The organism is Mediterraneibacter agrestimuris, assembly GCF_943193195.1.
GTDB classification, from domain to species: Bacteria; Bacillota; Clostridia; order Lachnospirales; family Lachnospiraceae; genus Schaedlerella; species Schaedlerella agrestimuris.
The window spans coordinates 32,097-58,865 of record NZ_CALPDG010000001.1 but is presented as its reverse complement, the minus strand read 5'-3'; the positions used below and the strand labels follow the sequence as shown (position 1 = coordinate 58,865).

At 39.4% G+C, this 26,769-nt stretch carries 28 protein-coding genes; 25 read left to right on the top strand and 3 right to left on the bottom strand.

What is annotated here, in order from left to right; genetic code table 11:
* Nucleotides 1–102 precede the first annotated feature (102 nt).
* Nucleotides 103–603 (bottom strand): QueT transporter family protein, encoded by a 501-nt coding sequence (locus NFS18_RS00310; protein WP_251386523.1) that lies wholly within the window; start codon nt 601–603, stop codon nt 103–105.
* Between the two features lie 188 nt (nt 604–791).
* Complete coding sequence (locus tag NFS18_RS00305) at nt 792–977, bottom strand: helix-turn-helix domain-containing protein (RefSeq protein WP_251386522.1); 186 nt, start codon at nt 975–977, stop codon at nt 792–794.
* 213 nt (nt 978–1,190) lie between these two features.
* On the opposite strand from NFS18_RS00305, the gene NFS18_RS00300 reads away from it, so the two are divergent.
* From NFS18_RS00300 to NFS18_RS00285, 4 genes are all read left to right on the top strand, one after another.
* Complete coding sequence (locus NFS18_RS00300) at nt 1,191–1,466, top strand: hypothetical protein (RefSeq protein WP_251386521.1); 276 nt, start codon at nt 1,191–1,193, stop codon at nt 1,464–1,466.
* Nucleotides 1,454–1,951, top strand: coding sequence for a relaxase/mobilization nuclease domain-containing protein (locus tag NFS18_RS00295; RefSeq protein WP_251386520.1), 498 nt, complete (start codon nt 1,454–1,456; stop codon nt 1,949–1,951). Before NFS18_RS00300 ends, NFS18_RS00295 begins: the two co-directional genes overlap by 13 nt.
* 13 nt (nt 1,952–1,964) lie before the next feature.
* Nucleotides 1,965–2,651: a hypothetical protein gene (locus NFS18_RS00290; protein WP_251386519.1), complete on the top strand. Its 687-nt coding sequence runs from the start codon at nt 1,965–1,967 to the stop codon at nt 2,649–2,651.
* Nucleotides 2,652–2,748: 97 nt separating this feature from the next.
* Nucleotides 2,749–3,000 (top strand): hypothetical protein, encoded by a 252-nt coding sequence (locus NFS18_RS00285; protein WP_251386518.1) that lies wholly within the window; start codon nt 2,749–2,751, stop codon nt 2,998–3,000.
* On the opposite strand, the gene NFS18_RS00280 is transcribed toward NFS18_RS00285, so the two are convergent.
* Nucleotides 3,001–3,321 carry a helix-turn-helix domain-containing protein gene (locus NFS18_RS00280; RefSeq protein WP_251386517.1) on the bottom strand — a complete coding sequence of 107 codons (321 nt, stop codon included), beginning with the start codon at nt 3,319–3,321 and terminating at the stop codon, nt 3,001–3,003.
* 102 nt (nt 3,322–3,423) lie between these two features.
* On the opposite strand from NFS18_RS00280, the gene NFS18_RS00275 reads away from it, so the two are divergent.
* From NFS18_RS00275 to NFS18_RS00175, 21 genes are all read left to right on the top strand, one after another.
* Nucleotides 3,424–3,705, top strand: coding sequence for a hypothetical protein (locus NFS18_RS00275; RefSeq protein WP_251386515.1), 282 nt, complete (start codon nt 3,424–3,426; stop codon nt 3,703–3,705).
* Nucleotides 3,706–3,771: 66 nt separating this feature from the next.
* Nucleotides 3,772–4,179 (top strand): hypothetical protein, encoded by a 408-nt coding sequence (locus NFS18_RS00270; protein ID WP_251386513.1) that lies wholly within the window; start codon nt 3,772–3,774, stop codon nt 4,177–4,179.
* Nucleotides 4,160–4,495, top strand: coding sequence for a hypothetical protein (locus tag NFS18_RS00265; RefSeq protein ID WP_251386511.1), 336 nt, complete (start codon nt 4,160–4,162; stop codon nt 4,493–4,495). Before NFS18_RS00270 ends, NFS18_RS00265 begins: the two co-directional genes overlap by 20 nt.
* Nucleotides 4,476–5,282, top strand: coding sequence for a YqaJ viral recombinase family nuclease (locus NFS18_RS00260; protein ID WP_251386509.1), 807 nt, complete (start codon nt 4,476–4,478; stop codon nt 5,280–5,282). Before NFS18_RS00265 ends, NFS18_RS00260 begins: the two co-directional genes overlap by 20 nt.
* Nucleotides 5,283–5,528: 246 nt before the next feature.
* A complete protein-coding gene (locus NFS18_RS00255) occupies nt 5,529–5,858 on the top strand; it encodes a nucleotidyltransferase domain-containing protein (protein WP_251386507.1) in 330 nt (109 codons plus the stop codon).
* On the top strand, nt 5,843–6,238 hold the full coding sequence (locus NFS18_RS00250) for a HEPN domain-containing protein (protein ID WP_251386505.1): 396 nt from the start codon (nt 5,843–5,845) through the stop codon (nt 6,236–6,238). The genes NFS18_RS00255 and NFS18_RS00250 overlap by 16 nt, the downstream gene beginning before the upstream one ends.
* Nucleotides 6,239–6,310: 72 nt before the next feature.
* A complete protein-coding gene (locus NFS18_RS00245; protein ID WP_251386503.1) occupies nt 6,311–7,111 on the top strand; it encodes a recombinase RecT in 801 nt (266 codons plus the stop codon).
* Between the two features lie 30 nt (nt 7,112–7,141).
* A complete protein-coding gene (locus tag NFS18_RS00240) occupies nt 7,142–8,047 on the top strand; it encodes a DUF5688 family protein (RefSeq protein WP_251386501.1) in 906 nt (301 codons plus the stop codon).
* 127 nt (nt 8,048–8,174) lie between these two features.
* A complete protein-coding gene (locus NFS18_RS00235; RefSeq protein ID WP_251386499.1) occupies nt 8,175–8,336 on the top strand; it encodes a hypothetical protein in 162 nt (53 codons plus the stop codon).
* A gap of 182 nt (nt 8,337–8,518) precedes the next feature.
* On the top strand, nt 8,519–9,955 hold the full coding sequence (locus NFS18_RS00230) for a hypothetical protein (protein WP_251386497.1): 1,437 nt from the start codon (nt 8,519–8,521) through the stop codon (nt 9,953–9,955).
* 138 nt (nt 9,956–10,093) lie between these two features.
* Complete coding sequence (locus tag NFS18_RS00225) at nt 10,094–11,089, top strand: DEAD/DEAH box helicase family protein (protein WP_251386495.1); 996 nt, start codon at nt 10,094–10,096, stop codon at nt 11,087–11,089.
* Nucleotides 11,067–11,378 (top strand): DUF6050 family protein, encoded by a 312-nt coding sequence (locus NFS18_RS00220; protein WP_251386493.1) that lies wholly within the window; start codon nt 11,067–11,069, stop codon nt 11,376–11,378. Before NFS18_RS00225 ends, NFS18_RS00220 begins: the two co-directional genes overlap by 23 nt.
* Before the next feature lie 214 nt (nt 11,379–11,592).
* Nucleotides 11,593–12,084, top strand: a complete 492-nt coding sequence (locus tag NFS18_RS00215) for a TnpV protein (protein ID WP_251386491.1) — start codon at nt 11,593–11,595, stop codon at nt 12,082–12,084.
* A 278-nt stretch (nt 12,085–12,362) separates the two neighbouring features.
* On the top strand, nt 12,363–18,551 hold the full coding sequence (locus NFS18_RS00210; RefSeq protein ID WP_408631542.1) for a DEAD/DEAH box helicase family protein: 6,189 nt from the start codon (nt 12,363–12,365) through the stop codon (nt 18,549–18,551).
* Nucleotides 18,552–18,689: 138 nt separating this feature from the next.
* A complete protein-coding gene (locus NFS18_RS00205; protein ID WP_251386487.1) occupies nt 18,690–19,589 on the top strand; it encodes a DUF3658 domain-containing protein in 900 nt (299 codons plus the stop codon).
* A gap of 149 nt (nt 19,590–19,738) precedes the next feature.
* Nucleotides 19,739–19,912: a hypothetical protein gene (locus tag NFS18_RS00200; RefSeq protein ID WP_251386485.1), complete on the top strand. Its 174-nt coding sequence runs from the start codon at nt 19,739–19,741 to the stop codon at nt 19,910–19,912.
* Between the two features lie 84 nt (nt 19,913–19,996).
* Entirely contained in the window at nt 19,997–20,875 is an 879-nt protein-coding gene (locus tag NFS18_RS00195; protein WP_251386483.1) for a MerR family transcriptional regulator, read from the top strand.
* A 183-nt stretch (nt 20,876–21,058) separates the two neighbouring features.
* Nucleotides 21,059–21,574 carry a helix-turn-helix domain-containing protein gene (locus NFS18_RS00190; protein ID WP_251386482.1) on the top strand — a complete coding sequence of 172 codons (516 nt, stop codon included), beginning with the start codon at nt 21,059–21,061 and terminating at the stop codon, nt 21,572–21,574.
* 144 nt (nt 21,575–21,718) lie between these two features.
* Nucleotides 21,719–22,582, top strand: a complete 864-nt coding sequence (locus NFS18_RS00185; RefSeq protein ID WP_251386481.1) for a MerR family transcriptional regulator — start codon at nt 21,719–21,721, stop codon at nt 22,580–22,582.
* Between the two features lie 82 nt (nt 22,583–22,664).
* Nucleotides 22,665–23,423: a class B sortase gene (srtB, locus tag NFS18_RS00180; protein WP_251386480.1), complete on the top strand. Its 759-nt coding sequence runs from the start codon at nt 22,665–22,667 to the stop codon at nt 23,421–23,423.
* Nucleotides 23,424–23,443: 20 nt separating this feature from the next.
* Nucleotides 23,444–26,533 carry a YodL domain-containing protein gene (locus NFS18_RS00175; protein ID WP_251386479.1) on the top strand — a complete coding sequence of 1,030 codons (3,090 nt, stop codon included), beginning with the start codon at nt 23,444–23,446 and terminating at the stop codon, nt 26,531–26,533.
* Nucleotides 26,534–26,769 lie beyond the last annotated feature (236 nt).

Below are 26,769 nucleotides of genomic sequence, written 5' to 3'. Positions count from 1 at the left end.
GGAGTATAGTTTAAGTATAGAGGGGATTGCAAAAATTCTACATTTTGCAATCCCCTCTGGTTGTATTTGTCTTACAGCAAATATTCAAGTCTGTGAAATCTGTTAAAGAGCTGTACGAAAAATAGCTGTTTTATATTTGTTCAGGGTGGTGTAGAGAATCATACCCAGCAGTCCGCAGGAGATGATCTCTCCGATACCGACAGTCAGCATCATAAATGGGATCGGCAGCGGCACCTGATAACCGTAACGAAGAACAAACGGTACGATCAGCATATTGGCGATGACCGGCGGAACCGGAGCCAGATATTTACTTCTGTTTTTCAAGGTGTAGGTGAAGACTGCGCCGAGCAGCGTTGCCAGACTTCCGAAGATGATATCCGGTACAATGCATCCGCCCAGGATATTGCTGATCAGACAGCCGATAAACAATCCGGGAACTGCAGCCGGAGTAAATACCGGAAGAATCGTCAGCGCCTCTGACAAACGGACTTGCACTTCTCCATAGCTGAAGGGTGCAAACATAAGGGTAATAACGACATAGATAGCGGCGATCATTGCCGCCTGTGCCATGAAGTGCACATGGCTGTTGTTTGATACTTTCATTTGATTGTCTCCTTTAGTTTTGTTTTACGTGTGGAAGGTCTCGAACACACGATTCATTTTACGCCGGAAATCGGCGAAACCCTTATAAGACCTTGTTTTTCGGGTTTTTGTAACGGGTAATAGTTTAGCATAGAGAAGTACAAAAATCAAGGTTTGTCCAAAATTTGTCCAACTTGGGAAAAATAGAATTATTTTTGGCTTTGGGATATGACATATTGCGATACAGCATCTCGTGGTATTTTCCAAATCCGTCCAATTTTAAATGCTTTAATCTGATTCGTCTTTAGCAGACGGTAAGCCGTATTTTTACCGATTGAAAGCATTTCACACAAATCATCTAAACTTATCATGTCATTGTAATTTTCTTGAAACATTATCTGTCGCCTCCTATGATTATTCTCTTAATTATTCCTAATGTTAGTAAAGATATATAAACATAATTCGCTAAAGCGTAATAAAATTATAAAAAGTTCTGTAAAGAAAAAAGATCTTACTAACAAGAAAATAAAGCAAGGTAATGCAACGGTTCGATAAAAGTGTCGGACACTGTATTACCTGTTAATATAAGAGATTCGGAGGCACAGGAAATGAAGACAGAAGAAACAGTTAAAGTTACAATCAAACTCAAAAAAAGCGACCATGATAAATTGATGGAAAAGGTAAAAGAATCGAATACAAATATAAGTGACTATATTAGACCGATTATATTAGATGATATATATAATAGGACGGACAAGATGAATGTTATGGAGCAGATATGTAAAGTTTTCACTCTATGTACAAAAATTATAGAAGATGAAGAAATCCCGAAAAAGCATAAGATAGAATTACAGAGGGAGGCGAAAAAATTATGTCTAAAATAGAAGTTGAGATTCCGAAAGGACAGTATGAAAACTATGATGCAGTAGATAAAGTGATATCTTATATCTTGCGATTAGATGATATGAATCTTGTCGGTGGATACGGAGTTTTAATAACAAATAAAAAGAACATTATCGAACAATTTTACGCAGTGAAACAGTTCTATGGAAAAATGGAAGGAAAACAAATTCGCCATATCATTTTTTCAGTAGAATCTACTCTATATTTTAATCCGCAACAAGTAAAAATATTAGGCTATTGGCTTGCACAATATTTTGGAAATGAAAGGCAAGTAATATTTGCAGTGCACACAGATACAAAGCATCTGCACATACATATGGGAATCAATACAATCGCATACACAAACGGAGCATATCAAGCATACTGGCAGATTGAAGAATTGAAAGCTTATGCAGAAAAATGTGTTGATGCAATGGCAGACATGGTTTGGTTTGGAAAGTCAATTAACGCAGAATCGCTTTGCTGAGAGGAAGGATAAAATGCAAAAGAAAATAAAGATAGAGAAATACAACGTCTATGAAAAAGGCAGAACCTACGAAGTTTTGAAATTTCCATTTATCAAGCACATGTGGGCGTATGATGACCATCCGGCTGAAAAGATGCTGCTTGTAGATGGCTGCAAAGAGGCTTTTGAATGGATGACGTATGCCTGTGCTATTTTGGCAAATGATAAAAACAAAATCATCTATTTTCCATGTAAACAGAATGGTATTGGAAAATATTACAAAGATTCGCACCATCTAGTCATGTGTAGGGCAGAGCTTCAATTTAAACGCTCTTTGTGGTTTCGCATCAAGGATAAATTGGACAAGCGGCATTACGCTGGAAAATATGTGTTTGCTTATCATCAGAAAAAACTTATGGACTATTATGAATCCGGGTGTGGAAATAAATATCCAACAAAAGAATTTTTGGGAATAAAACGGATTCCTCATTACCTGATGTATTCCAAAAGAAATGTAGAGGAAATTTTAGGGGATACGGTTTTTCTTGTAAGACCACGATTGGAATGGTTGGATTACCATTACTATATGGTACAAGAACTAGAACAGTATGGAAAAAAGGGCTTAGGAGTTGTGATTGTATCTATGGGGAATTTACTTACAGAAGAAGATATACAGGCAATGTATGAAGACGTTAAGAAATTTCCCCATTTACATTTATAAGAAATAAAATCACTGGAAATGGTCAATGGGGAAACTCCATTGGCTGTTTTTTGTGGTTTGGAACTTATATATGTTCCAAGAAAGGGGAAGAAAAGTTATGGATAAAAAAATAAAAGAAATCTATCAGTTTTTATTATCAGAAACGGAGTATTTGAAAGAGTCAAGAAAAGATATTGATAAGGCGGTAGAAGTTTTTTTGAAAAAAGGTATGCTTTGTCAGAATGAAACGGAGTATGAAAAAGTTCGAGATGAATTATTTGCTCTGACAAGTTTTTCAGAAGAAACAGGATTTATTAAAGGTTTTCAGTATGCTGTAATGTTGATGTCAGAGTGCTATACAGCAAAATAACTACTGTAAAGCCTTTATAATTTTCAAAATCTGTTCTTTGGTTTCATTGTTACAAGCGTGCAGTTCATGGATTATTTCCTGCTCGATAGCAGAAGAAGAATCATTATATTCTTCTGAAAGAACATAGTCAACGGTAGTATCTAAAGCATTACATATTTGTACCAGTGTAGAAAGAGATACTTTGACACGATTGTTTTCAATATTGCTGATGTGGCTGGTATTTATGTCAACTGCATTGGCAATATATTCTTGTGTCAGATTTTTAGATAGCCGGATTGTTCTTAACTTCTCTCCTATTCGTTCAAAATTTAATTTATCCATATAACAAACTCCCAAACTGTATTTTTCTAATTGTAATATTTTTATAGTTGCAGTATAATTATCTAAAACTATAAAAATGTTTCTGTTAGAAAGGGTTTGGCTATGAATTACAAGAAGAATGTGATATGCGATGTGTGCGGAGAAAAGATTGATATGCCTTCAGCAAGAATAGAATGGGGAAGAGCTGTAGATGGAGGAATCCATATTTGTCACCATGAATGTAGTTTAGGAATAAAAAGTGGCTGTTATTCAATATCAGATATGATTTTAGACCAAAATTTGTATTCAAATGAAGAATGGGTTTTTCAACGATTAAATATTTTAAAAGAGCAAAAACCAGAGTATGAAAGTGGATGTGAACGGATTCTTCAGAAAATATTCTAAGATTAGTACAAACGATTAGTAAATTAGTAATAGTCGTTAAAATATAAAAACAGGAGAAAAGTTTAGATGGATATGGTAGATAGGAAGAATCAAGTACTAGTTGATTCTAAAGAAAATGGAGTATATATCAATGGCACTTTGACACAAATTTGTTCAGCAAATATAGTATCACTAAAGGAAATATGTGTTAACATTGATTTTATTAGGATAGCAGTTATAACGATGCACATGTCTGATGGTAAATGGTATTTTTTTATAGAAGATAAACAGGCATATAAAAAACTTCTAGATTTGATTATAGATAGACGATGTTTTGATGAAATTGCTCTCAAAGCAAATAAAAAAAATGAAGAATTTTATTTTTTGCGACATGTGGTTTTAAGTGCAATAAAACAAAAAGGTGCATTTCAAGATAACTATATTGGTGATGATATTAGTAAGGAGCGGAGAATAATTGAGCAGATTCGGTTATGATGGAGATTTAAAATATTTACCTTCAGCGTTTGGAGGGGATGATAATGCAGAATGCCTTTTGGTATCAAAAGAATGTTTTCAAAAATTATATGGAGAATTAAAAAAATTAATAGACGAGGAATATATTAGAAGATTTGGAAAAATAGAAAAATTGAAAGAAAACCTACTTTTTGAATTACAAGGTATGAATGAGGAAACTGCTTTAAGTAGGATATATAATTTACAAATGAAACTCGGTCAGTTAAGTGGGAAAGAACAAACTGATTTGATGAAGGCGTATACACAGTATTTCGAATATGCAGGTGTATCAGGATAAGATTTCAGAGGAAACAGAAGAGATTGACAACGAGGCTATGCGTCAGGGAAGGGAATTTGAGGATTATGTGGCACGAAGATTTACAGAAGCAACAGGAAGAAAGGTCAGACGTGCCAATGCAATGTTTTATCACGAAAAATATCCTTTTATGCTTGCAGATGTAGACCGTATGGTTGTAGGAGAAAATGCAGGGTTAGAATGCAAGACAGCAAGTCCTTATATGATTGAACAGTGGGAAAATGGCAAAATTCCACTCTCCTACCAAATCCAATGTCTTCATTATATGGCGGTTTGCGGTGCAGAGGCATGGTATATCGCAGTTTTAATTTACGGGAAAGAATTTAAGTATTACCGGATAGAGCGTGATGAGGAAATGATTGCGGATTTAATTCGGATTGAGGAGGACTTTTGGCAGAATTATGTTCTGAAAAGACAGATACCTAGCCCTGACGGTTCCAAACTTGCGGACAGTGTCATTGCAGAATATTATAAGCAGGCTATTTCAGAAACTATTCCTTTGACGGGATTTAATGAGAAATTAAAACGGCGTCAGGAACTTTCAGAGATTATTGGGAAGATGGATACGGAGAAACGGCAGATTGAACAAGAGTTAAAACTGTATCTTGGAGAGGCAGAGATTGCAGAAAATGAACAGTACCGAGTGTCATGGAAAGCAGTGCAAAGTAACCGTTTAGATGAGAAGCGCTTAAAAGAAGAACAGCCGGAAATCTATGAGAAATATAAGAAATCGGTGTTGAGCCGAAGATTTACGGTAAAAGCAGCGTAAGAAAGGAAAGAGAAATGAAACATGATTATGTAAAAATTTGTTTGGTTTTCATGGTATTGATTTTACTGATTTTGATTTTTAGACCACAGATTGTAGAGTTTTTGGCAATGCTGTTTGGGAAGAAGTTTTATTGACCAGTCTAAATTAGAATATTTGGATTGTTTGATATAATTGGTTATGATAATATGTAGATATACAGAAATACTATTTGGGTAAAAATAATTATCACAGAAAGAGGTGAGACGGATGTTATCTGAAAAAATGAAAGAAGACCTGATTCATGGGCTACGGTTGATTTTTGGTGATGATATTCAGACGATTATCTTATACGGTTCTGTTGCAAGGAATGAAGCCACAGAAGAAAGTGATATTGACATTGCAATTATTATGAGAAAAGATATGGAAGAAATTGAGAAGGAACAATTTCTCCGCTGGTCTGCTGAAATGGATATTCAATACAACAGAGTGTTTTCAATCGTTGATATTCGAGAAGAACAGTTAGAAAAATGGGGAGAAGTTCTTCCTTTCTATAAGAATGTAAGAGAGGAAGGTGTTGTTTTGTGGAAAGCAGCTTAAAAGAACTGGCAGGATACCGTATGGAACGGGCAAAAGAAATGCTTTCAGCAGCGGAGGACAACTTGAAGATTGGTCAGTATAAAACTTCTTTAAACCGTTCCTATTATGCAATCTTTCACGCAATGAGAGCTATGAATATTTTAAAAGGTTTCGATTCTTCCAAACATTCGGGAGTGATTGCATATTTCAATAAGGAATATATTAAGGAAGGTATCATGGATAAGGAATTATCCGTAATTATAAAAAGCAGTTCCTTTTTGAGAGAAAAATCGGACTATGACGATTTTTTCATAGTAGGAAGAACAGAAACGGAGAACCAGCTTGCAAGTGCAAAGGTTTTTCTGGAAGCAGTAGAAAAATATTTAACCGAACAGGAATAGAGGGAACAAAGATTAAGAGGTGGATGTAACAGTCTGCCTCTTATTTTTGTATATTTTTAGGAGGCAAAGAAAATGACGGGAATAAAAGAAGAATTAGCCAAAAAGGCTGAAAATACAAAGGGCGAAACAAAATTAACCAAGTCTATGAGCATTGCAGATTTAATTAAAGCTATGGAACCGGAAATTAAAAAGGCTCTGCCAGAAGTCATTACGCCAGAACGATTTACAAGAATGGCATTGTCTGCGTTAAATATGACACCAAAGTTAAGAGAATGTACGCAGATGAGTTTTCTTGCGGCGTTAATGAATGCAGCACAACTTGGATTGGAACCCAATACCCCACTGGGACAGGCATATCTGATTCCTTATAACAATAAGGGAGTAATGGAATGTCAGTTTCAGATTGGCTATAAAGGACTGATTGATTTAAGTTACCGCAATCCGCAGGTGCAGATTATATCAGCACAGGCAGTTTATGAAAATGACGATTTTTCCTATGAATTAGGATTGAATCCGAAACTGGAACATTGCCCGACTTTAGGAGAGCGAGGAGAAGTTCGTTTGTTTTATGGGTTCTTTAAACTCGTGAATGGAGGATTTGGATTTGAGGTTATGAGTAAAACAGCAATGGATGCGTATGCAAAGGAATATTCAAAAGCATTTGATTCTTCCTTTAGTCCCTGGAAGAGCAATTATATTGGCATGGCGAAGAAAACCGTTATCAAACAGGCTTTGAAATATGCACCATTGAAGACAGATTTTCGGAAGGCACTGTCCAATGATGAAACAATCAAAAAGGAACTGTCAGATGATATGAGTGAAATTCATGGTGAAGAAATCTGGGATGCAGAATACAGAGAAGAAATAGCGTAGAAAGAGATAAAATACGAGGAGAAGTGGATTATGGATTACAGAACATTTGTAGAGAAAATAAGAGAGAAGATACAAGAGCATTTAGGAAAGGATTATGAAGTACAGATTACTACAAATCCGAAACTTAACGGAACAGAAAAAACAGGTCTTTCTATCAGAAAAACGCAGGAACCGCAGCAAGTGATGCCTATTATCTATTTGGAGGAATGTTTTGAGAGATATTTACAAGAGAAAGAATTTTCAGAGTGTGTGGAAGAAATCTGTGTAGTATATAAGCATCAGAAAGAGAACGAGGAAAAAATCATGGCAGAGTTAAAAAGTATTGAAAATATGAACCGTTGGGAGAAAGTTCAGAATAAGGTATATCCAATGCTTGTGTCAGCGAAAGAAAATGAGGATTTGAAAGGGAAATATTTCTATCAGGAATACTTGGATTTTCTTATCCTTTATGTTATTCGTGTTACGGAAGTGGGAATTGGAAGTATCAAGATTACAAAACAGATGGTAAAATCATGGAAGGTCAGTGAGTATGAAATTCATCATCAGGCAGTTGAAAATTTGAAAACGGATGGCTATCGGGTAAGAAGTCTTAACAGTGTAGTCAAAGAAAATCTTTTGGGTATTACCGAAGATGCTGAAGAAGAAATAGAAGAAGCAGAACCTATGTATGTGCTGACAAATCAAATAAAATATTTTGGTGCTGCAGGAATCTTTCTGTGTGCCGAGATGTTTCAAAAAATAGTTGGAAAACAGAATTTCTATATTTTGCCGTCTAGTGTCCACGAGCTGATTTTGGTGAAAGATACTGATGGATACGACATGGAAACACTAAGTACTATGGTAAGAAACGTCAATGAGGAACAGGTAACAGAAGATGAACGATTATCAAATCATGCCTATTATTATGACTGGAGACAAAACAGAATCACATATTAAAAAAGGTCACTACTCTCCTACTCTTCTATTGCTGCAGAATCTGACTAAGGGCAATATTGAAATCAAAAAAAGGAAATGATAAGATAATGATAAAAAAGCTGATATGGAGGGGAATTTTGTATCAACTATGTGTAAGATTATCGAAGAGTTAATCAGTGAAGAGAAAAAAGAAATTGCTTTAAAAATATTAAGAGATGAAAAATTGGCAAAAGAAGAAATTGCCAATTATTTTGGTTTGACCTTAGATGAGGTTGAAACCTTAGAAAAAGAAATTACGCAGACGATATAGATAAGATGTGTGTCTATGCACAGGGAAAATTAAATAAGATGAGGCACGTGAATGCGTGCCTCATTAAGTTATGTATGAATGAAATGTTATGGAAAAAATGTACACGATTTTAATATATAATAGAAGAAAAAATTTTCCTAATTATAATTTGATAAAATCTTCCATAAGGAGCTAGTGATTACATGAACACGAAAGAACTGGATGCCATAAAAAAGAATGCTATTACAAGAATAGCCAAAAAGTATGATTTTAAATTAGAAGCAAAACATGGTGATAAGCGAGACCAATTTCGAGCAGAATATAGGGCTGAAAGTGCTACTGAGCATGATTATTCCGAAGAAGCGTTAGAGAAAAAAAGACAAAAATATGCTGACCGTAAGGTGAAAGAAACCAAACGAGATGAAGTAAGAAAATTGCTCAATCAGGTTATAAAAAGCAATTTCGGTTTGACAGATGATAAATTGTTCTTGCAGAGATTTTTATACAAGGAAGATAGGCTTGCAGAAACACAAAAAAAAGAAATAGAAGATTTTTTGGTGATGATTGCATCATTACGATATGAGGAGAACCGCATTATTTACTATGATAAAATAGAAACTGACCGTACCAGTTGGAATAAAAATTTTTTTCGAGATTTGAAAAAGTCTAGTTTGAATATGGATTTCACGAATCTTTGCAACTATGTGTCGGAAAACAATCCAAATGAAAGCTCCATAGATGGAGAAAAGCTAGAAACGGCTCAAGAAATGCAGTTTAAGCTGAAGAAACGACATTGTGATAACGATAATATTTCTTTTGAAATTGCAGATAGTATCCGCAAATGGATAGATAAAATTTCGGAAGAATATTTATCTACTAATTTGAGAGAAAAAAATGTTTTAGAATTATATTCGATAATAGGCATAATTGAAGGGTGTATTTTTAATTTTTTTGAAATCTGTTATTTGAAAAAGAAGGAGAGTTTTAAGGAGATTTGTAATATTTTGGAGAATACATATGACAGATTTTTTGAATTAAATTTATCAGAATCATCGAAATGGAAAGAATATAAGACAGGATATGATATTTACCAAGAATATGAATGGAGACTGATGTGTCAGACAACGAGAAAAGAAAACAGCGTTAGGGCTTCGATTTATGAACTGTTAAAAAATCCAGCAGAAATACCTCTTGTTGAAATTGTAGATAATGGATATTTAGAAAAGCGAGTAAAAATCCAGCAGTTATTACAATGGTATATGGAACATAACCTTTCACGTTATGAGTCCATTACAGAAGACAATTTAAAGATGATGTATTATGAAATATATAAAGATAAATCAATAAAATACAAAGGGGTATCCGCAGAAGTTGTTGCTAATAAAATATTACGGAATGAGTATTACAAAGGGTATCAGTTAGATGAGGAGGTACTATTTTTACAATATAAGATAAAAAAAGCGTTTTTAGAAAGCCAAGGAATAGATAGCAAAGAATATTTTTGTATAAAATATGATTGTTGTAACATTTCGCAGATTATATGGAATCTGTTTCAAGTAAATGAATGTAACCCTACTGTTCTGCTTGATTTGTATAGAATAATAATAATAGAGTGGATAAAATCAAAACCTGAGTGCTAAAGCACTTAGGTTTTTGTACATTATATACAATAGAATGAACTTTTTACATGAATATATCATACATATATTCCTAACTGCCTGATATTTTAAATGCTCTTTAAGGAGTATGATAGAGGTAGATAAAGGAGGACAGAAACAATGTATGTGTCAGAAGTAATTAAGGATAATTATGAAAATTGGAATGTCGGGGATTGCATTTTCTTAGAAGCCCCGACAGGTGCAGGTAAAACCACATTTATTCTAAAGGAGTTACTACCATTTGTCAACTCTTTGAATATGGAATTGCTCTATCTTAGTAATCGTTTTTTACTGAAAGAGCAAATTAAACAAGAGATTGCAGAAAAGCAAGATTTACCAGCAGAACTTACGTGGCTTGAAAATGTAGAGGAATTTGACGGCATTACTATTATGAGTTACCAGAAACTACAACTATTATGTCAACAAGAAGGATATATATGGGAAATGAATCGTAGGTACCAATATGTTGTCTGCGACGAAATACACTACTTACTGGAAGATTCCGCCTTCAATCCACAAATCATATGGCTGGTAAAATTTTTAAAAGATATTTCCAGTTGTTTGGTTTGCATATCCGCAACGTTAGGAGAACTAAAAGAACGGATTGTATGGGAGAAATATGGAGTTAATGTTCGGTACATGAAATGGGTTAGGGAAAATGATTTTTCCGAATATTTGATGTTCCCAAAACGATTTACTACTCCTATGACGCTAATTTATATCCATCTGACGGAATTACTTCCGGTTCTTCTGGATATGGCTGACCATAAACAGCTCCCGTTTAATACTGCTGTTGAACTATCATATTTGAAAAAAGAGGAGCAGGATATATTGCTTCAGTATATGGGTAACCATGAAATGGTTCCGTCCATGAAGCAGGCACAGGAAATGAAGAAGTGTTCTAAGGAACATTTACTGACATATCCGGAAATTGATCGTATCTGTTGCCAGGGTAAAACAGAGAAATTACAGGTGAAGCTGCCGGAAAAGAAGCTCCGGATGTTTTTTCCGGAGAGTTATACAAAAGAGCAGATAGAAGAAGTGATTTTTAAATTGTTAGAGGAATGGGCAGACAATAAGGAGCGTGTTCATAATGACAATCGTGGATGTGATTAAAAAGGCATTGTTACCACTGGCAGCTATGGCATTCTGGCTCTGGATGGTAAAAACGATTATGGGAGTGACCGGGAATACAGATTTATTTATGTTCCTGTTCCTTGCAGGGCTTCCGTTTGGAATACATAAAATGTGTATCATTTTAATCCCCAGAGGCTATGATGTTGGGGGTACTGTTGGAATGATCGCATTGAGTGTTATTGTGGGTGGTTTATTGGGAAGCCTTATGATCCCATATTATATTGTGAGGGCAATCTATGTGACCATCCGGTATATAGTAAAAAGATAATGAGTAGCAGATTTGAGGCAGGCTTGCGAAAAACAAATTCGTAAGCCTGCCTTTTTTTGTGCGATAAAGCTGGAAAGTACAAAGCCAAAATTGTTTTGGATTTGTATTTGACAGCTAACGGTCATTGAGCAGCAATGCTGCGAAATGTGCGATAAAGCAGGCAATTCAGGGGGAATCCCCTTTTGCATAAAGAAAAAGACGGAGGAGAACGAACATGAGAGAGCGAATCAAGAACAAACAGATTACGAAAGAAATCAGAGGGCAGCTTCCGGTTATTGCACCGGCTATGTTCCGGGAAAGGGGCTGTTCTTATTGCCCTTATTATGCAGGAAGTTATGAAAAATTTCCAAGATGCATGATGGCATCCTGTGCCTGGGATGATGAAGAAGAACATTTCCATCCAGTTCTTCGCCAGATGCTTCCGGAATTTAAAAGGAAGATGGAAAAAGCAGAAGAGAAATATCTGGAATTAAAAACTGCGTATGAACTGCTTATGAGTATGTTTGAGGCTGAAATGGCACAGGAGGAACTGGAAAAGGATGAATGTTACGACTGTTGTTATGCCAAGTGTGGTCCATGTATACAGCTTCTGGAGAAAGACCCGGCACCGGAGAAATCAGCCGACAGCATGGCATGGACCCGTCACATGAACCGGATCAGGGCACAGGCAGAGGAGATGGTGGTTCAGGAGATTATATACAATTAAGCCTGTTCCCCACAGAGGAAGAACAGTTTGGAGAGATCAGGAAAGCGGCAGCTGCACTCACACAGCCAGCCGCTTTTTTTGTTTCGGATGAGATCGTGGAGGATGTGCTTCGTACCGGAAGCGGACGGAAGAATACGTTATTCCATATCACTGCAAAGCTTGTGGAGGGAATTGACCATGAGGAGCTGAGAAGTTTTCTCATCCAGGAATATGGTACCGGCGGGAAAGGGTTTGAGTTTTCCGGACAGAAATTCAGCGTCTGGTATGACGGGGATGGTATGCGTTTCCGACGTGGGGAATCCGCAAGACGCAATTATGACCGTATGCTTACCTGGGAAGAAGCGGCAAACCGCATTCAGGATATGTATGATGCGGGGACTTATGTTTCCAACGTGATTATGCTAAATTCCATTAAAGTGGAATGTGATGAGCTTTCCAGCCAGCTGGCACTTCATTTCCGGGATACCGGGGCTATCAGGGGAATATACAGCCATACAGAAACGACCGAAAGATTTCGGGCAGGTCTGGATGATCCGGAACAGACAAGGGAGTATTACCAGATGCTTGTGGAACTGGAACGGGATATGGAACGTCATCCGGAAAACTATATGAGGTACCAGATCCGGAATAATCCTATATATAAGCAGAGGGTCTATGACCTTGGAAGGACTCTCGATTGGAGTAGGCAGGAAGATACCGTAACACCGCCGGAAATGGCTTTTATTACGCAGGATGAGATCGACTCTGTTTTACGGAGAGGTGGAAATGTAGCTGGCGGAAGGAACCGTATCTATGAATTTTTCATGGAACATCACGATGAGAAAGAAACAGCTGACTTCTTAAAACATGAGTATGGAGACGGAGGATGCACACCCGGTATCCAGGGAAGCGATCTTTCCGATGAGTGGCATGATGCAAAAGGGATCCGTTTGAGCAAAGGACAGATAGCCAACCCAAGCCTGACAACACTGGTCAAGTGGAAACAGGCAGCTTCAAGGACGAGGCAGCTGATCCGGATGGATGATTTTTTGTCTCCGGAAGAACTGGAAAAGTATGAAGAACGGCAGGAAGCACAGCGGCTTGCTGATATGGAAGAGGTAAAGCAGTCACTGGGAACAGAGGAAGTTCCGGAAGAAATTGAGGAGGTTAATGAAGAAGTTCATGCGGAAGAAAATGTGGAAGATAAGCCGGAAGAAGATGGGCAGCCATTAAGGGCAGAAGATGTGCAGAACCTGGTCTTAGTAAACCGCCAGTATTCCTCTGTGAGCAGGACGACGGAGTATGATTTTACCTGTGAGATACGTGGGGAGCAGGATATCCTGCATTATACGGTGGAATACCACGATGGCGGGGAAGGGTTCACCATCCATACGGAAAAAGATGATATCTGGGAGCGGATGTCCGAACCGGAACTGGAGCGGCTGGAGATGGTACTGGAACGGGAAGCCCTTTATTTTCGATACCATGAGGATATCGAAAATGCGACGAATCTGGAAGAACTCCGGGAAGTCAGCTACAGTATCATGGAAAATGAATCCATCTATTTCCGGCAAATATCGGAACGTGTCTGGAATGAGTATGGGCAAAGAGAACGGGAATTGTCTGTTGAGATACCGGCAGTTAATTTTCATATCACGGATGACCAGCTGGGCTACGGAACAGCAAAAGAAAAATTCAGAGCCAATGTGATGGCAATCCAGGTTCTGAAAAAATGTGAAAGCGAGAACCGTTATGCATCACCAGAGGAGCAGGAAATCCTGTCATACTATGTTGGCTGGGGAGGCTTGCCGGATGCCTTTGATGAAAGCAAAGCTTCCTGGAGTGACGAGTATCAGGAACTGAAAGATCTGCTTACCAAAGAAGAATATGCGGCGGCAAGGGAATCCACGTTGAATGCCCATTATACACAGCCTGTTATCATCGAGAGCATGTACCAGGTGCTTCAGAATCTGGGATTTGAAAAGGGAAACATCCTGGAACCATCCATGGGTGTAGGAAACTTTTTTGGAATGCTTCCAGACAAGTTACAGCAGTCCCGGCTTTACGGAGTGGAACTGGACAGCATCAGCGGAAGGATCGCAAAACTGCTTTATCCGAACGCTGATATCGAGATCAAAGGATTTGAAAAGACCGCTTATCCCAATGATTTTTTTGATGTGGCAATCGGAAATGTCCCTTTTGGTTCCTATAAAGTGAATGACCGCCAGTATGAAAAGTATAATTTTATGGTCCACGACTATTTCCTTGCAAAGACCATTGACCAGTTACGACCGGGTGGAGTGGCTGCCCTGATCACAACAAAGGGAACTATGGATAAAGCATCGTCGGAAGTAAGGAAGTATCTTGCAGAGAGGGCAGAACTTCTCGGTGCGGTCCGTCTTCCGAACAATGCTTTTAAGGCGAATGCGGGAACCGAAGTCAGTGCCGACATTCTGTTTTTCCAGAAGAGGGAGAGCATTTCCATGGAAGAGCCGGAATGGGTTGCTCTTGGAGAGGATAAGAATGGGATTACCATAAACCAGTATTTTATTACCCATCCGGAAATGGTACTTGGAACAATGGCAGAGGTGTCCGGACCTTATGGCATGGAGACTGCCTGCCTTCCGCTGGAAGGGGCAGACCTGGCGGAACAGCTGGAAGATGCCGCAGCGAAGATCCATGGAACGATGGTTTCGGCAGTAACGGCAGAAACAGAACTGGATGAGATCATGGAAAGTATTCCTGCGGATCCGTCTGTCCGAAACTACAGTTTTACCGTGGTGGATGACCAGATCTATTACCGGGTAAATTCCCTGATGAATCCGGTGAAGCTGCCTGCAGCCACAGCGGAACGTGTAAAGGGTATGGTAGAGATCCGTGAGGTAGTCCGGGACTTGATCGCCCTGCAGATGGAGGAAAATGCAACGGATGAGGCGATACGGGAGCTTCAGGTCAAACTGAATCAGGTCTATGACGCTTATACGGAAAAATATGGGGTCAACGGAAGCAATGCAAACAAACGGGCATTCTCCGATGACTCTTCTTATTGTCTGCTTTGTTCGTTGGAGGATCTTAATGAAGATGGTACATTGAAACGGAAAGCGGATATGTTTACCAAGCGGACGATTAAGAAAGCAGTGGCTGTGACCAGTGTTGAAACTGCGGCGGAAGCCCTGACGATTTCTCTGAATGAAAAAGCAAGGGTTGATCTTCCCTATATGTCAGGGCTGACAGGTAAGACGGAAGAGAAAGTTGCAGAAGAACTGACAGGAGTAATCTTTCGGGATCCGGTCAACGGGCAATGGGAGACAGCGGATGAATATCTATCCGGGAATGTCCGGGAGAAGCTGAAAACGGCAAAAATCTTTGCAGAAAACCATCCGGAATTTACCAGCAATGTACATGCCCTTAAGCAGGTGCAGCCGGTAGACCTGGATGCATCAGAGATTGAAGTCCGAATCGGAGCTACATGGATCGCTCCGGAAATATACCGGGATTTTATGGAAGAAATATTTGATACCCCGGGGTATCTGGTTGGAAGGGTAATTGATATCCGGTATTCGGAAGCCAGCGGTGCATGGAATATCAGCGGTAAAAATGCGGACAGTGACCGGAATGTGCTGACCACGGCAACGTATGGTACGAGCCGGATCAATGCCTATAAGATTCTGGAAGAAACCCTGAATTTAAAAGATGTCCGGATCTATGACACAAAGATGGATGCAGAGGGAAATGAAATCCGTGTGTTGAATAAAAAAGAAACGATGCTGGCAACCCAGAAACAGGATGCAATCAAGGAAGCATTTAAGGACTGGATCTTCAGGGATCAGGAACGGAGGGAAAAGCTGTGCCGGATTTATAATGAACGCTTCAATTCCATCCGTCCCAGGGAATACGATGGCAGCCATCTGACCTTTCCGGGAATGAATCCGGAAATAGAGCTCCGCCCGCACCAGAAAAATGCCGTTGCCCATCAGCTTTATGGGGATAATGTCCTGCTTGCCCATGTAGTGGGAAGTGGAAAGACCTATGAGATGGTAGCTGCAGCTATGGAGAGCAAACGTCTTGGTATTGCCCAGAAAAGCCTTTTTGTAGTTCCCAACCACCTGACGGAGCAGTGGGGCGCAGAGTTTCTACAGCTTTATCCGGGAGCCAATATCCTTGTGGCAACGAAAAAAGATTTTGAACCGGCAAACCGTAAAAAGTTCTGTGCCAGAATCGCAATGGGCAGCTATGACGCAGTGATCATCGGGCATTCCCAGTTTGAGAGGATCCCCTTATCGGAAGAACGCCAGAAAAAGATCATAGAAGAGCAGATCGAAGAGCTGGAAGCAGGGATTCAGCAGGCAAAGCTGGAAAGTGATGGCGGCCGTTTTACGGTAAAACAGCTGGAAAAGACAAAGAAAAGTCTCAGGAGACGTCTGGAAAAGCTGGAGAACAAAGAGAAAAAGGATGATGTGGTAACGTTTGAAGAACTGGGGGTAGACCGTTTGTATGTGGATGAAGCCCATTATTACAAAAATGCATTCCTTTACACAAAAATGAGGAATGTGGCAGGCATTGCCCAGAATGAAGCACAGAAATCGGCAGATATGTTTAGCAAATGCCAGTATCTGGATGAGATCACCGGCGGGAAAGGCATTACATTCGCAACGGGTACACCGGTCAGCAACAGCATGACGGAACTTTATACCATGCAGCGTTACCTGCAGTATGGCAAACTGAACCGGATGGGGCTGGGACATTTTGATTCCTGGGCATCCACCTTTGGTGAGGTTGTGACCAGTATTGAGCTGGCTCCTGAGGGTACCGGATACCGGGCAAAATCCAGATTTGCCAGATTTTACAATATCCCGGAACTGATGAGCATGTTTAAGGAGATTGCTGACATTAAGACGGCAGACCAGCTGGAACTTCCGGTGCCGGACGCGGAATATGAAACGGTGGTTTTAAAACCATCCGAGCACCAGAAAGAGATTGTGGAAAGCCTTGGAGAACGTGCAGAAGTAATCCGGGACGGCGGTGTGGATTCCTCTGTTGACAATATGCTGAAAGTGACAAATGATGGAAGGAAGCTGGCACTGGATCAGCGTCTTGTAAATCCATTGCTTCAGGATGATGAGGATAGTAAAATCTGTGCCTGTGTGGAGAAGAGCTTTGCTATCTGGAAAGAGACGGCATCAAAACGGTCAGCCCAGCTCATTTTTTGCGACCTCAGCACACCGAAAGGGGATGGGACATTCAATGTTTATGACGATTTAAAGAAGAAACTCATGGCAAAAGGAGTACCGGAAGCAGAGATTGCTTTTATCCATGATGCCAATACGGAAGTGAAGAAAACGGAGCTGTTCAGTAAAGTAAAATCCGGACAGGTTCGTTTTTTATTGGGTTCCACAGCAAAAATGGGTGCCGGAACCAATGTGCAGGACCGTCTGATTGCCCTGCATCATCTGGATGTGGGCTGGAAGCCTTCTGACCTGGAACAAAGGGAAGGGCGTATTATCCGTCAGGGTAATATGAATAAGAAAGTGCATATCTATCGGTATGTGACGGAAGCAACCTTCGACAGTTACATGTGGCAGCTGATCGAAAGTAAGCAGAAATTCATTTCCCAGATCATGACCAGCAAATCTCCGGTACGAAGCTGCGAGGATGTGGACGATACGGCATTATCCTATGCGGAAGTAAAAGCCCTGGCAACAGGGAATCCGGCGATTAAGGAAAAAATGGCACTGGATGTTGAAGTATCGAAGCTGAAACTGCTGAAAGCGAATTTTGTGAGCAACCATTATCGGCTGGAAGATGATATTGCAAAGAATTTCCCGCAACAGATAGCAGTACTTAAGGAAAGCATTGAGGGGTACAAAGTGGATCTGGTGCAGTATCAGGCAAATAAGATCACAGATCCGGAGAAATTTGTGATGGAAGTCGGCGGCACGGTATTTTATGAGAAAAAAGAGGCAGGAGCAGCCCTTCTTGCTGTCTGCCAGTCCATGAAACAGGCAGATGCCATAATCAATGTCGGACAGTATCAAGGATTTTCTATCCGACTAAAGTTTGATTCCTGGAACAAGGAATTTATTCTTTCCCTGAAAAATGAAAATGTATATCGTGTCAGCCTTGGTTCCGATGAAAATGGTAATATCATCAGGATCAATAACGCATTGGAAGCAATCCCGCAAAAACTGGCGGAAGCAGAGCGTAAGCTTGAGACGGTGCAGGGACAGCTGAAAAATGCGATGGAAGAGGTGAAAAAAACGTTCCCGAAAGAGGAAGAACTGAACCAGAAACTGGAACGTCTCTCGGAACTGAATGCCTTGTTGAACATGGATGAAAAGGAAACTGTGATGGAAGGGGAGGAAGAACAGGACGAGGAGAAAGAGGAACACCAGTCTCTTCATGACAGAATTAGTGCCATCAAGCAGAACAGCCAGAAACAGGATGTGAAAGAGGCTGCAGTGAGAACCACAGAAGCGTGTATCGGGTAATCTTTTGATATACAAGACAGGTTATAAGGTGTAAAATGAGGGGCATAGGGTTATGCCCCTTGAAATGAACAAATTGGAAGTCGAGGAGACAAGGGTATTTGGATAATGTATCCAAAAGTGAGTTTAGCCAGGGAGGAAATGGGGTTAATGATTGAAATATTGTTTGGTGAGAGCGAAGCCGGTTCCATGAAAGCAGCAAAAAATAAAATAGTGGTTGGTAAGGTTAATGGTCCTGTTTCTGTATGGATGGCAGGGAAAAAGACGCCGCCACAAAAACCTTTTACCGGATGGATAGAGGGGACATCGGAGGAAGTGATTTGTCTTGGCTTTATGCTAGATATTGGAAACATCAAAGAGCAAATGGATAGTCTTTACCGCAGGGAATTGATTTATTCTATGTATGCGCAAAATCAGTGGGAACAGGATGGAGAGACAGAGGAAGAACTGAAAAATGCCGGAGATGTTTATGTAAAAGAATTATATCGATTGATGGAATTTCTGGATCACGGAGAAGCTGTCAGGATATGGTACAGCGATACTCCCTATTCCAGATGCGGTTTTTATAGCTTGTGCCAGATATTAAAAGGGTATAAAAACGAAATATCAGCAGTAAAGCTTCCAGCGCATATCGTTCGGGAGAATTGCATTGTCTCTTACCAAAGTTGGAGTGAGGTATCCGCAGAAGAATTTGCAGGATTTTTACCATATGAAAAAGCGCTTTCAAAAGAAGAAGTTCGTATGTATGCTATGTTATGGAGTGAATTGATTGAAGAGAACAGCCCGCTTCGCGCGGTAGTTAATGGCAAAGTTCTTAGCGTTCCAGAAGATTTCTATGATTTCCTAATATGGCAAAGGCTGAAAAATGTTCCATTGAAAGAGGCCAGACTGATTGGGGATATCCTTGGTCAGTCGCAAATTGGAGTGGGAGACTGGTGGTACAATCGAAGAATAGAGTATTATATTAAACAGGGGGAGATTCGTGTTGTTGAAGATTCAAAGAATAAATATGCAAGAATGATTTGCAGCAACAGAGGATAAAGTTGATTGACCACTTTATTTTCAGGTTAAAGAGTTAGATAAATCAAGGCTTATAAAATACCAGATGTTAAACTTTAATTACATGGTGCTAGCACCATGTAGATAAGGCGATTAAGGAGAAGCATTCGTGATACCCAGGTGATATCTGTTTGATTGGAAACTATGAAAAGGGCATGAAATTTGGATATTATAAATGGGCGAATAGAGTCCACATCGTATTTATGCTGAAGCATTTGCACACAAGCAATGCCATAAAGAACGGGAAAGTGATTGATATGAAGATGCATTCTCTGTTAAATGGAGAACAGCAACTCCCGGTTTGAATAAGAAAATTGAAAAAGTACGAAAATCTCTTGACCTGTACGCAGCGTACACCCTTATACTATCACCACAAGGAGGTGTTTCCGATGTTATTGAACGAGATTATAAATGAAGTCGGAATGACAAAGCGTGCAGTTAAGTATTATGAAGAAAAGGGATTGCTGTCAGTAGATAAAGATAGCAACGGTTATCGCAACTATTCCGTACAAGATGTTGAAACTTTAAAAAAGATTTCAGTATATAGAAAGCTCGGTATTGGTATTAAAGATATACAAAGTCTTTTGGAAAGTGGAGACAAAAGCATTCTTCTTCGTATTTACCAAGAAAAATTGGAGGAAAAAGCTTTACAAGAATCAGAACTTGAAGCTTTGAGGCAATTCATAGATGATGGTAATGCAGATAAAGCAAATGAGTTACTTGATTACCAGACTGTTGAAAATGCAATTGAGTCTTTGCTACCGGGAAAAGAATGGGGCGATTACTTAAAAAGTCACTTCAAACCATTTCTTAATGTAAGATTAAGAACGCCGGAGCAGAAGCAAGCTCTAAGGAATATATTAGAGTATTGTGATGAAACTACATTGAAAGTTCCTTTTATTATGGGAATGGGTGTGAAGTTGGCAGGTGGGATTATTCAAGAAAAAAGAACTGCTGATGAGATGATAGCCCATTATCGTGATATGAGTGAAAGCGAATACGAAAGATTAAAAAAAATGGTATGGAATGGTGCTAAAATGAAAACTGGTATCATGAAATACCATCCCTCGTTTGTCGCACAGAGAAAAATGCAGAAAGAGTTCCAGGATAAAGGATATAATGATATATTCATTCCTAACATGATGGTTCTGTCGCCGCAGTATGCAGAATATAAGAAAGCCTTAGATAAGGTGAACGATAGAATGTGCAGAGAGCTTGGACTGCACTATGATAGTAATTACAACTTAGTTATAAAAAAGTCCAAGTGAAATTGCTGTATCTAATTATGGAGTAAAAGAATGATGCAATGCAACTTCTAGCTTTACAGAGAGATTGAAAACATGTAAGTGCCTAGAATTTTATGCAATAACAATAGATGTTAATTTGCGTTGCTTGTGGCAACGATTGTTTTGATATTTAATAGATGTATCAAAACAAAGGAGGCACAGGTTATGTTAAATGAAAATATTAGAAATCTGCGAAAAGCAAAAGGGCTTTCTCAAGAAGAGCTGGCTATAAAGCTAAATGTAGTAAGGCAAACAGTATCTAAATGGGAAAAAGGATTATCGGTTCCTGATTCAAGTTTACTTGTCTCATTAGCAGAAGAATTTGATACTTCTGTAAGTACTTTGCTCGGAGAAACTATACAGGAAGAAAGTTTGAATGAAGGAAGTTTAAAGAATATTTCTGAAAAACTTGAAGTTATCAATCTTCAGCTTGTGAAAAGAAGTGAGATGAGAGTTCGAACAATTCGTTGTCTGCTCATTATAGTGTGTGCGATCATTGTAGTAGTATTTATTGCTTTTGCAGCTATGAATAGTGAATATTTGACTTGGGATTTTAATGATCCGGAGTTGGCAATTGCAAGTACTCTATTACATGGCTTTGAATTTTTGTTTGTAAGATTGGCGCCATTCGTTTTTATTGGTTCTGTAATTGGAATTGTATTCACATATAGAAAACGATAACTTCCAGTTTGTAGAGCTGAATAATTTTTATTCTTTGAGTGGAACGATTCTGTTTTTCAGCGCAGAAATTTTAAAGAAAAGTATTGACCTTCACGGAACGTCATAGAGTATATTCAGATTATCAAAGACAGGAGGATAATGATAATGATGACCGTAAAGGAAATTGCAGAAATTACAGGGATCAGTGCACGTACACTTCATTATTATGATGAGATTGGATTATTGAAGCCGACAGCAAAGAGTGAGGCGGGATACAGACTCTATGATGATAAAGCTTTAGAAACATTACAGCAAATACTGTTTTTTCGTGAGTTTGATATTCCTTTAAAAGAAATAAAATCTATTATAACATCTCCTGATTTTGATAGAAACCAAATTCTGCAGATGCAGAGAAAAATGCTTGTTGCAAAAAAAGAACGCATGGAGCGTTTAATTGCAAGTATTGATGATATTCTAAAAGGAGAGAACAAAATGGATTTTTCAGTATTCAATGAGAAGGAAATCGAAGAAATGTTTCAGACTATGTTTGATCATATGCCTGAGAATATAAGAAAGATTTCAATTAACGAGTTTGGAAGTGAAGAGGAATGGAAACAGCATTATATTGAGGTTATGTCTTCAAAAGATATGCAGGAGCGATATGCAAAAGTTATCGAGTGGTATGGAAGTAAAGAAGCATTTTTGTCTTTTGCTAACAATCCAATCAGTAAGGAAACAGCAGAATGCTTTAATAAACGAATCGATACAGTTTTGAGAAAATTATTGGCAAGAAGAGAGTATCCACTGGATTCTTTTGAAATCAAAGAAGCAGTAGCAGAGTATGGATTTATTATGAAAATGCTTTATCAGATTAAAGATGAAAAACCAGTTATGCTTTCTGTCGCAGAATCATATCGTGATATGAGGGTGCGAGAAAAAATTGATGCAGATTATGGTGAAGGGGCATCTAATTTTTTTGCAAATGCAATCAAGCAATTTTATCAATATGACAATGGAACTCAAAAGTAATTAAATTCGATCATGGTTTATAACCTATATTCGCCGGCAGTGAAATACCTGCCGGTTTTTTCATGCCGGAAGGAGGTGCTATGTGAGAAAAATAGAAAATATGATGCTGACTGTGTTTCTGGTTGTTTCGTTGATATGCGGGAAATTCCTCTTGGATTACTGGCAGGATTCCTATGATAACAGACAGAATTACCGGCAGGTGGAAGAGATAGCGTTTCCGGAGAAGGATACACAGGAAGAGGAGACAGAACCTAATGAGGATAATCCAACGACAGAGATAGATGACTTTGATTATCAGTCATTGCTGGATGAAAATTCAGACTGCATCGGGTGGCTGAAGATTGATGGAACTGATATCAGTTATCCGGTCGTGCAGGGAGAAGACAATGAGTTTTATCTTCATCATGATTTTCAAAAAAACTATGCTATCTGTGGAACACTGATGTTGGACTGCCGGAATGATATTGAAGCCGGGCAGGAACATTTGATTATTTATGGTCACCAAATGAAAGATGGCAGCATGTTCAAGCAATTGCATGGATATAAAAAAGAAGAGTTTTATTATGAGCATAAGGAGATCACACTATATCTGGAAAACCAGAAATACCAGTATGAAGTAGCTGCTGTGTATGTGACAAATGTGGCACAAAGCGGTGGTTATTATGATTTTTTACACAAAGAAACACGAAAACAGCAGATGGATTATTTACAGCAGATGGCAGCTTATCAGCTTTATCCGACGGGTGTTACCGTCAGGGAGGATGATGAGCTGCTTTCTTTATCTACCTGTGAATATTCCAGCACAAACGGCAGGCTGATTGTACTTGCCAGAAGAATTTGACGATAGGGAGGAAAATGCGTATGGCAATGAACAGGATTATGACAATGGCAGAAAAAGAAATTCGGGACTATGCCCAGAGACAGATGGAGCGGGCAGAACAGCGGGAAGACATTTTATTTACAGAGGAACAGAAAGAACAGGTTCTGGAATATGCGGCTATGACTGGGGATGATTATGATATCAGGAAAATGATCAGAGATCTTGCAGATGCTGTCCGTTCCTCGGATGAAGAGAAGGTGAAAGAAATTCTGAGGGATGCAAGAGAGGAAATTGACGAATTCCCGGATCGTTCCGTTGGTATGGCAGAACTAAAGAGATATGGCTATACCGCAGATGATATGTTTCCTCTTCGTCAGGAGATGGCACTGGAGCTTCATCGTGTCGGGGAAAAGGTGTACTGCCTGCAGTCAGATGGTTCCCATGGGGACTATGCCAGCAGAGAGATGATACTGGAACATGAAGGTCTCTATGGAATTGAAAAAGAGGCATGGCAGCGTATGCAGGAGCGGGAGGACGAAATAGATTTTGAGGAAGCTGGATTGTATCAGCCTCCAATGACAGATCTGGATAGAGATGAAGCATTAAGGATGTTCGATGCGGGGGAGACCGTATATCTGATTACCACTTATCCAAGACCGATTGCGGTGCGGGAACGGATGGAGATTGAAAGAGGACCGGAGCATTATCAGATGGAGAGAGAGGAGGTGGAACGGATCAGGACGTTGGAAAAACGGATGCAGGAGTATCCACAGATAAAGTCATTGAAAGAGGCGAAACTTCTTCTGGGGACAGAAAACAGATATGGAATATACCAGATCGTTGAGGGCAGCCCCGGCAGAGAATATGAATTTATGGATCTGAATTTCATTGAAAGGCATGGGTATCAGGTGAAAAAAGAGGACTATGAGTTAATCTATTCCGATAAAATGCTTTATGGCGACACGTTGGATTCTCTGTATGAGAAATTCAATATTGCCCATCCGGCGGATTATACCGGGCATTCCTTATCGGTAAGCGATATTGTAGTCTTCAATGAAAATGGAAATGTAAAAGCCTATTTTGTAGACAGTATCAGCTTCCGTGAATTGCCGGATTTTCTGCAATTGGAGCCGGAAATGAACCAGGAGGAAGTGGCTTACCGGATCGGGGATCAATACTTTTCAATTCAGGTGGCAACAGAGGGATATGATTATTCCTTTTATGATAAGGAGTATAAACTCATGGACGGAGGCATTTTGGAGGATCCGGATATTTCTATGAGACAGGCTATTCAGAATATTTTAGAAGATGAAGGGCTGGAGCAGTTAGAAAGGATACCGGTAGATTATGATGAACTTCAGGAAAAAGCGGAAGAAGTAGAGGCAGAGATCCTTCAGGAAGCAAGAAGTCAGGGAAAACGGGTGCCGGCTATTTCGGATCATACGGAAGTGGAAGCCGGATTAAATGGAATGAGCCGGTCAGAAATCGAAGAGACCGTATGGGCGATTGCACAGGCAGAGATTATTGAAAATGATTTGGATGCCAGGATACAGGCTGTGCGTGTGTACGGCAGCCGTACAAGGGATGGGCTATATAAAGAGGATTCTGATGTGGATGTGGTAATTGCTTATGAGGGAACTGTCCGGGAGGATGATTTGTTTTCCGTATTGAATGAAGCAGGGTATAAGACTGGTAATATGAAAGTGGATATGAACCCGATCAGACCGGATAAGACTGGTACGTTAGAAGATTTTCTTGAAAAATCTGAACGGTATCTGGATGAAAAAACGGAGCAGATGAAAGCCAGTGAGGAGTACAAGCCATTGGCGAAAGTAGAAGAGTTGGAGGAGGCAAACTACAATATGATCGATAACGTCCTGAACAATATGCCGCCAAAGAAAGAGCCGTATCTGGAATACTATGCTGCAGAATGTGATGAATACCATAGCCTTGGCAACATTTATAAGAGTACCAATCTGGATGAGATACTTGCAAAATACCGGGAAATCATTGATGACCCTACGTTAAGTTACTATGGAAACGGCATGGGAATTATTTACCGTGACCCGAATGATACTTTTTATGATGAGGCGGAGGTATCTCTGGTCAGCAGGAAATCTATCCGGGGAGACAACCTGGATGATGTGGCATTTCTGGCAGCACTTCCAATGGTACATGAAGCACTGGAAAAGATTGTAGAGGCGTTCCCTGATTTTCGGTATTATCCTCCAAAGGAATTGAATGTCCATTATTATCCGGAGAAAATGACTGCGGATGAACTGGCGGCGGCACTGGATCAATTAGCGGAAGACTTTGACCATTATGATTATCATGATAACTTTAGCCCGGAGGAAGATATGGTGGAAACTGTCGCATTGGAATTAAGATGTGGTTATGCCCATAAGTACATTCCGTTCTTGAAAGATATTATAGATGAGGAATGTGAAGAGTCTCCACGGGCAGAAGAACTTCTGGAGAAACTGAAAGCCTATCAGCCTGAGATACCGGAGACAGCAGTACCGGTTGTCCACATCAATTTCTGTGAGGATAAGGAAATGAACTTTTCCGGTTATCAGAAGCTTGGAACTCTGGATGAAACTACAGCCAAAATGGATGCAGAGCTGGCTTCAAAAGCGGACCCTAAGACGGGAATGCCGGAGAAAACTGTACAGATGTACTTTACAATTTATTACCCGGATCGTGATCAGATGCAGGAATTAAAAGGAAAAATCAATATCGGAGATGGAAACGGCGGTATTGTGAGCCAGTTGAAGAACCAGAATGAGATGAAACTGAACGATGAAAGCTGGCTGAATTACCAAAAGGGTAAGGGCGAAGAATCCTTTCAGGCATATATGGCAGATCTTACGGATATGCAGGAGCATGTGCTGCCATATTTGCAGAGTTTCTGCAGTTTGGAAGAAAGAGCACCAGAGAGATCAGTAGAACCGACCACGGTATCAAAATCAGAAATGGAAACAGGGAAGACAATAGCATCTGTTGGGAATGAAAAGTCGAAAACTGTGCAAACGGAGAGGAAGTCTATTCATGAGCGATTAAAAATCAATAAGGAGATCATTGCCAAACAGCAGGGAAAAGATAGCAAAGAGAAAGGGGTTGAGCTTGTTTGAATACTAAAATGTAGTTCGTTCAAAAGATATGTTCTTCTTTTTGTATTATGGTAGATAAAATAAAGAGGTGTAGAAGTGACGTTAATGTGGACAGGAATGTTTTAAGATAGTCATTCCTGTCCGCTTTAATATGTAATGTTTTAAGATAGCATTTTTTTTTGCACAATTTTCTATTTTTGTTAAAAGAGTAAGGTTAGATTTTTTCTATATTAATATTACAATATTGTAGGTTGCGT

Coding starts and splice junctions, on each gene's coding strand:
- NFS18_RS00210 (WP_408631542.1), top strand. CDS start 12,363: ATGCGTTTCCGACGTGGGGAATCCGCAAGACGCAATTATGACCGTATG.
- NFS18_RS00255 (WP_251386507.1), top strand. CDS start 5,529: ATGTTATCTGAAAAAATGAAAGAAGACCTGATTCATGGGCTACGGTTG.
- NFS18_RS00305 (WP_251386522.1), bottom strand. CDS start 977: ATGTTTCAAGAAAATTACAATGACATGATAAGTTTAGATGATTTGTGT.
- NFS18_RS00280 (WP_251386517.1), bottom strand. CDS start 3,321: ATGGATAAATTAAATTTTGAACGAATAGGAGAGAAGTTAAGAACAATC.
- NFS18_RS00225 (WP_251386495.1), top strand. CDS start 10,094: ATGTATGTGTCAGAAGTAATTAAGGATAATTATGAAAATTGGAATGTC.
- NFS18_RS00215 (WP_251386491.1), top strand. CDS start 11,593: ATGAGAGAGCGAATCAAGAACAAACAGATTACGAAAGAAATCAGAGGG.
- NFS18_RS00275 (WP_251386515.1), top strand. CDS start 3,424: ATGAATTACAAGAAGAATGTGATATGCGATGTGTGCGGAGAAAAGATT.
- NFS18_RS00185 (WP_251386481.1), top strand. CDS start 21,719: ATGATGACCGTAAAGGAAATTGCAGAAATTACAGGGATCAGTGCACGT.
- NFS18_RS00240 (WP_251386501.1), top strand. CDS start 7,142: ATGGATTACAGAACATTTGTAGAGAAAATAAGAGAGAAGATACAAGAG.
- NFS18_RS00290 (WP_251386519.1), top strand. CDS start 1,965: ATGCAAAAGAAAATAAAGATAGAGAAATACAACGTCTATGAAAAAGGC.
- NFS18_RS00260 (WP_251386509.1), top strand. CDS start 4,476: ATGCAGGTGTATCAGGATAAGATTTCAGAGGAAACAGAAGAGATTGAC.
- NFS18_RS00230 (WP_251386497.1), top strand. CDS start 8,519: ATGAACACGAAAGAACTGGATGCCATAAAAAAGAATGCTATTACAAGA.
- NFS18_RS00310 (WP_251386523.1), bottom strand. CDS start 603: ATGAAAGTATCAAACAACAGCCATGTGCACTTCATGGCACAGGCGGCA.
- NFS18_RS00235 (WP_251386499.1), top strand. CDS start 8,175: ATGTGTAAGATTATCGAAGAGTTAATCAGTGAAGAGAAAAAAGAAATT.
- NFS18_RS00295 (WP_251386520.1), top strand. CDS start 1,454: ATGTCTAAAATAGAAGTTGAGATTCCGAAAGGACAGTATGAAAACTAT.
- NFS18_RS00285 (WP_251386518.1), top strand. CDS start 2,749: ATGGATAAAAAAATAAAAGAAATCTATCAGTTTTTATTATCAGAAACG.
- NFS18_RS00195 (WP_251386483.1), top strand. CDS start 19,997: ATGTTATTGAACGAGATTATAAATGAAGTCGGAATGACAAAGCGTGCA.
- NFS18_RS00205 (WP_251386487.1), top strand. CDS start 18,690: ATGGGGTTAATGATTGAAATATTGTTTGGTGAGAGCGAAGCCGGTTCC.
- NFS18_RS00245 (WP_251386503.1), top strand. CDS start 6,311: ATGACGGGAATAAAAGAAGAATTAGCCAAAAAGGCTGAAAATACAAAG.
- NFS18_RS00270 (WP_251386513.1), top strand. CDS start 3,772: ATGGATATGGTAGATAGGAAGAATCAAGTACTAGTTGATTCTAAAGAA.
- NFS18_RS00175 (WP_251386479.1), top strand. CDS start 23,444: ATGGCAATGAACAGGATTATGACAATGGCAGAAAAAGAAATTCGGGAC.
- NFS18_RS00220 (WP_251386493.1), top strand. CDS start 11,067: ATGACAATCGTGGATGTGATTAAAAAGGCATTGTTACCACTGGCAGCT.
- NFS18_RS00300 (WP_251386521.1), top strand. CDS start 1,191: ATGAAGACAGAAGAAACAGTTAAAGTTACAATCAAACTCAAAAAAAGC.
- NFS18_RS00190 (WP_251386482.1), top strand. CDS start 21,059: ATGTTAAATGAAAATATTAGAAATCTGCGAAAAGCAAAAGGGCTTTCT.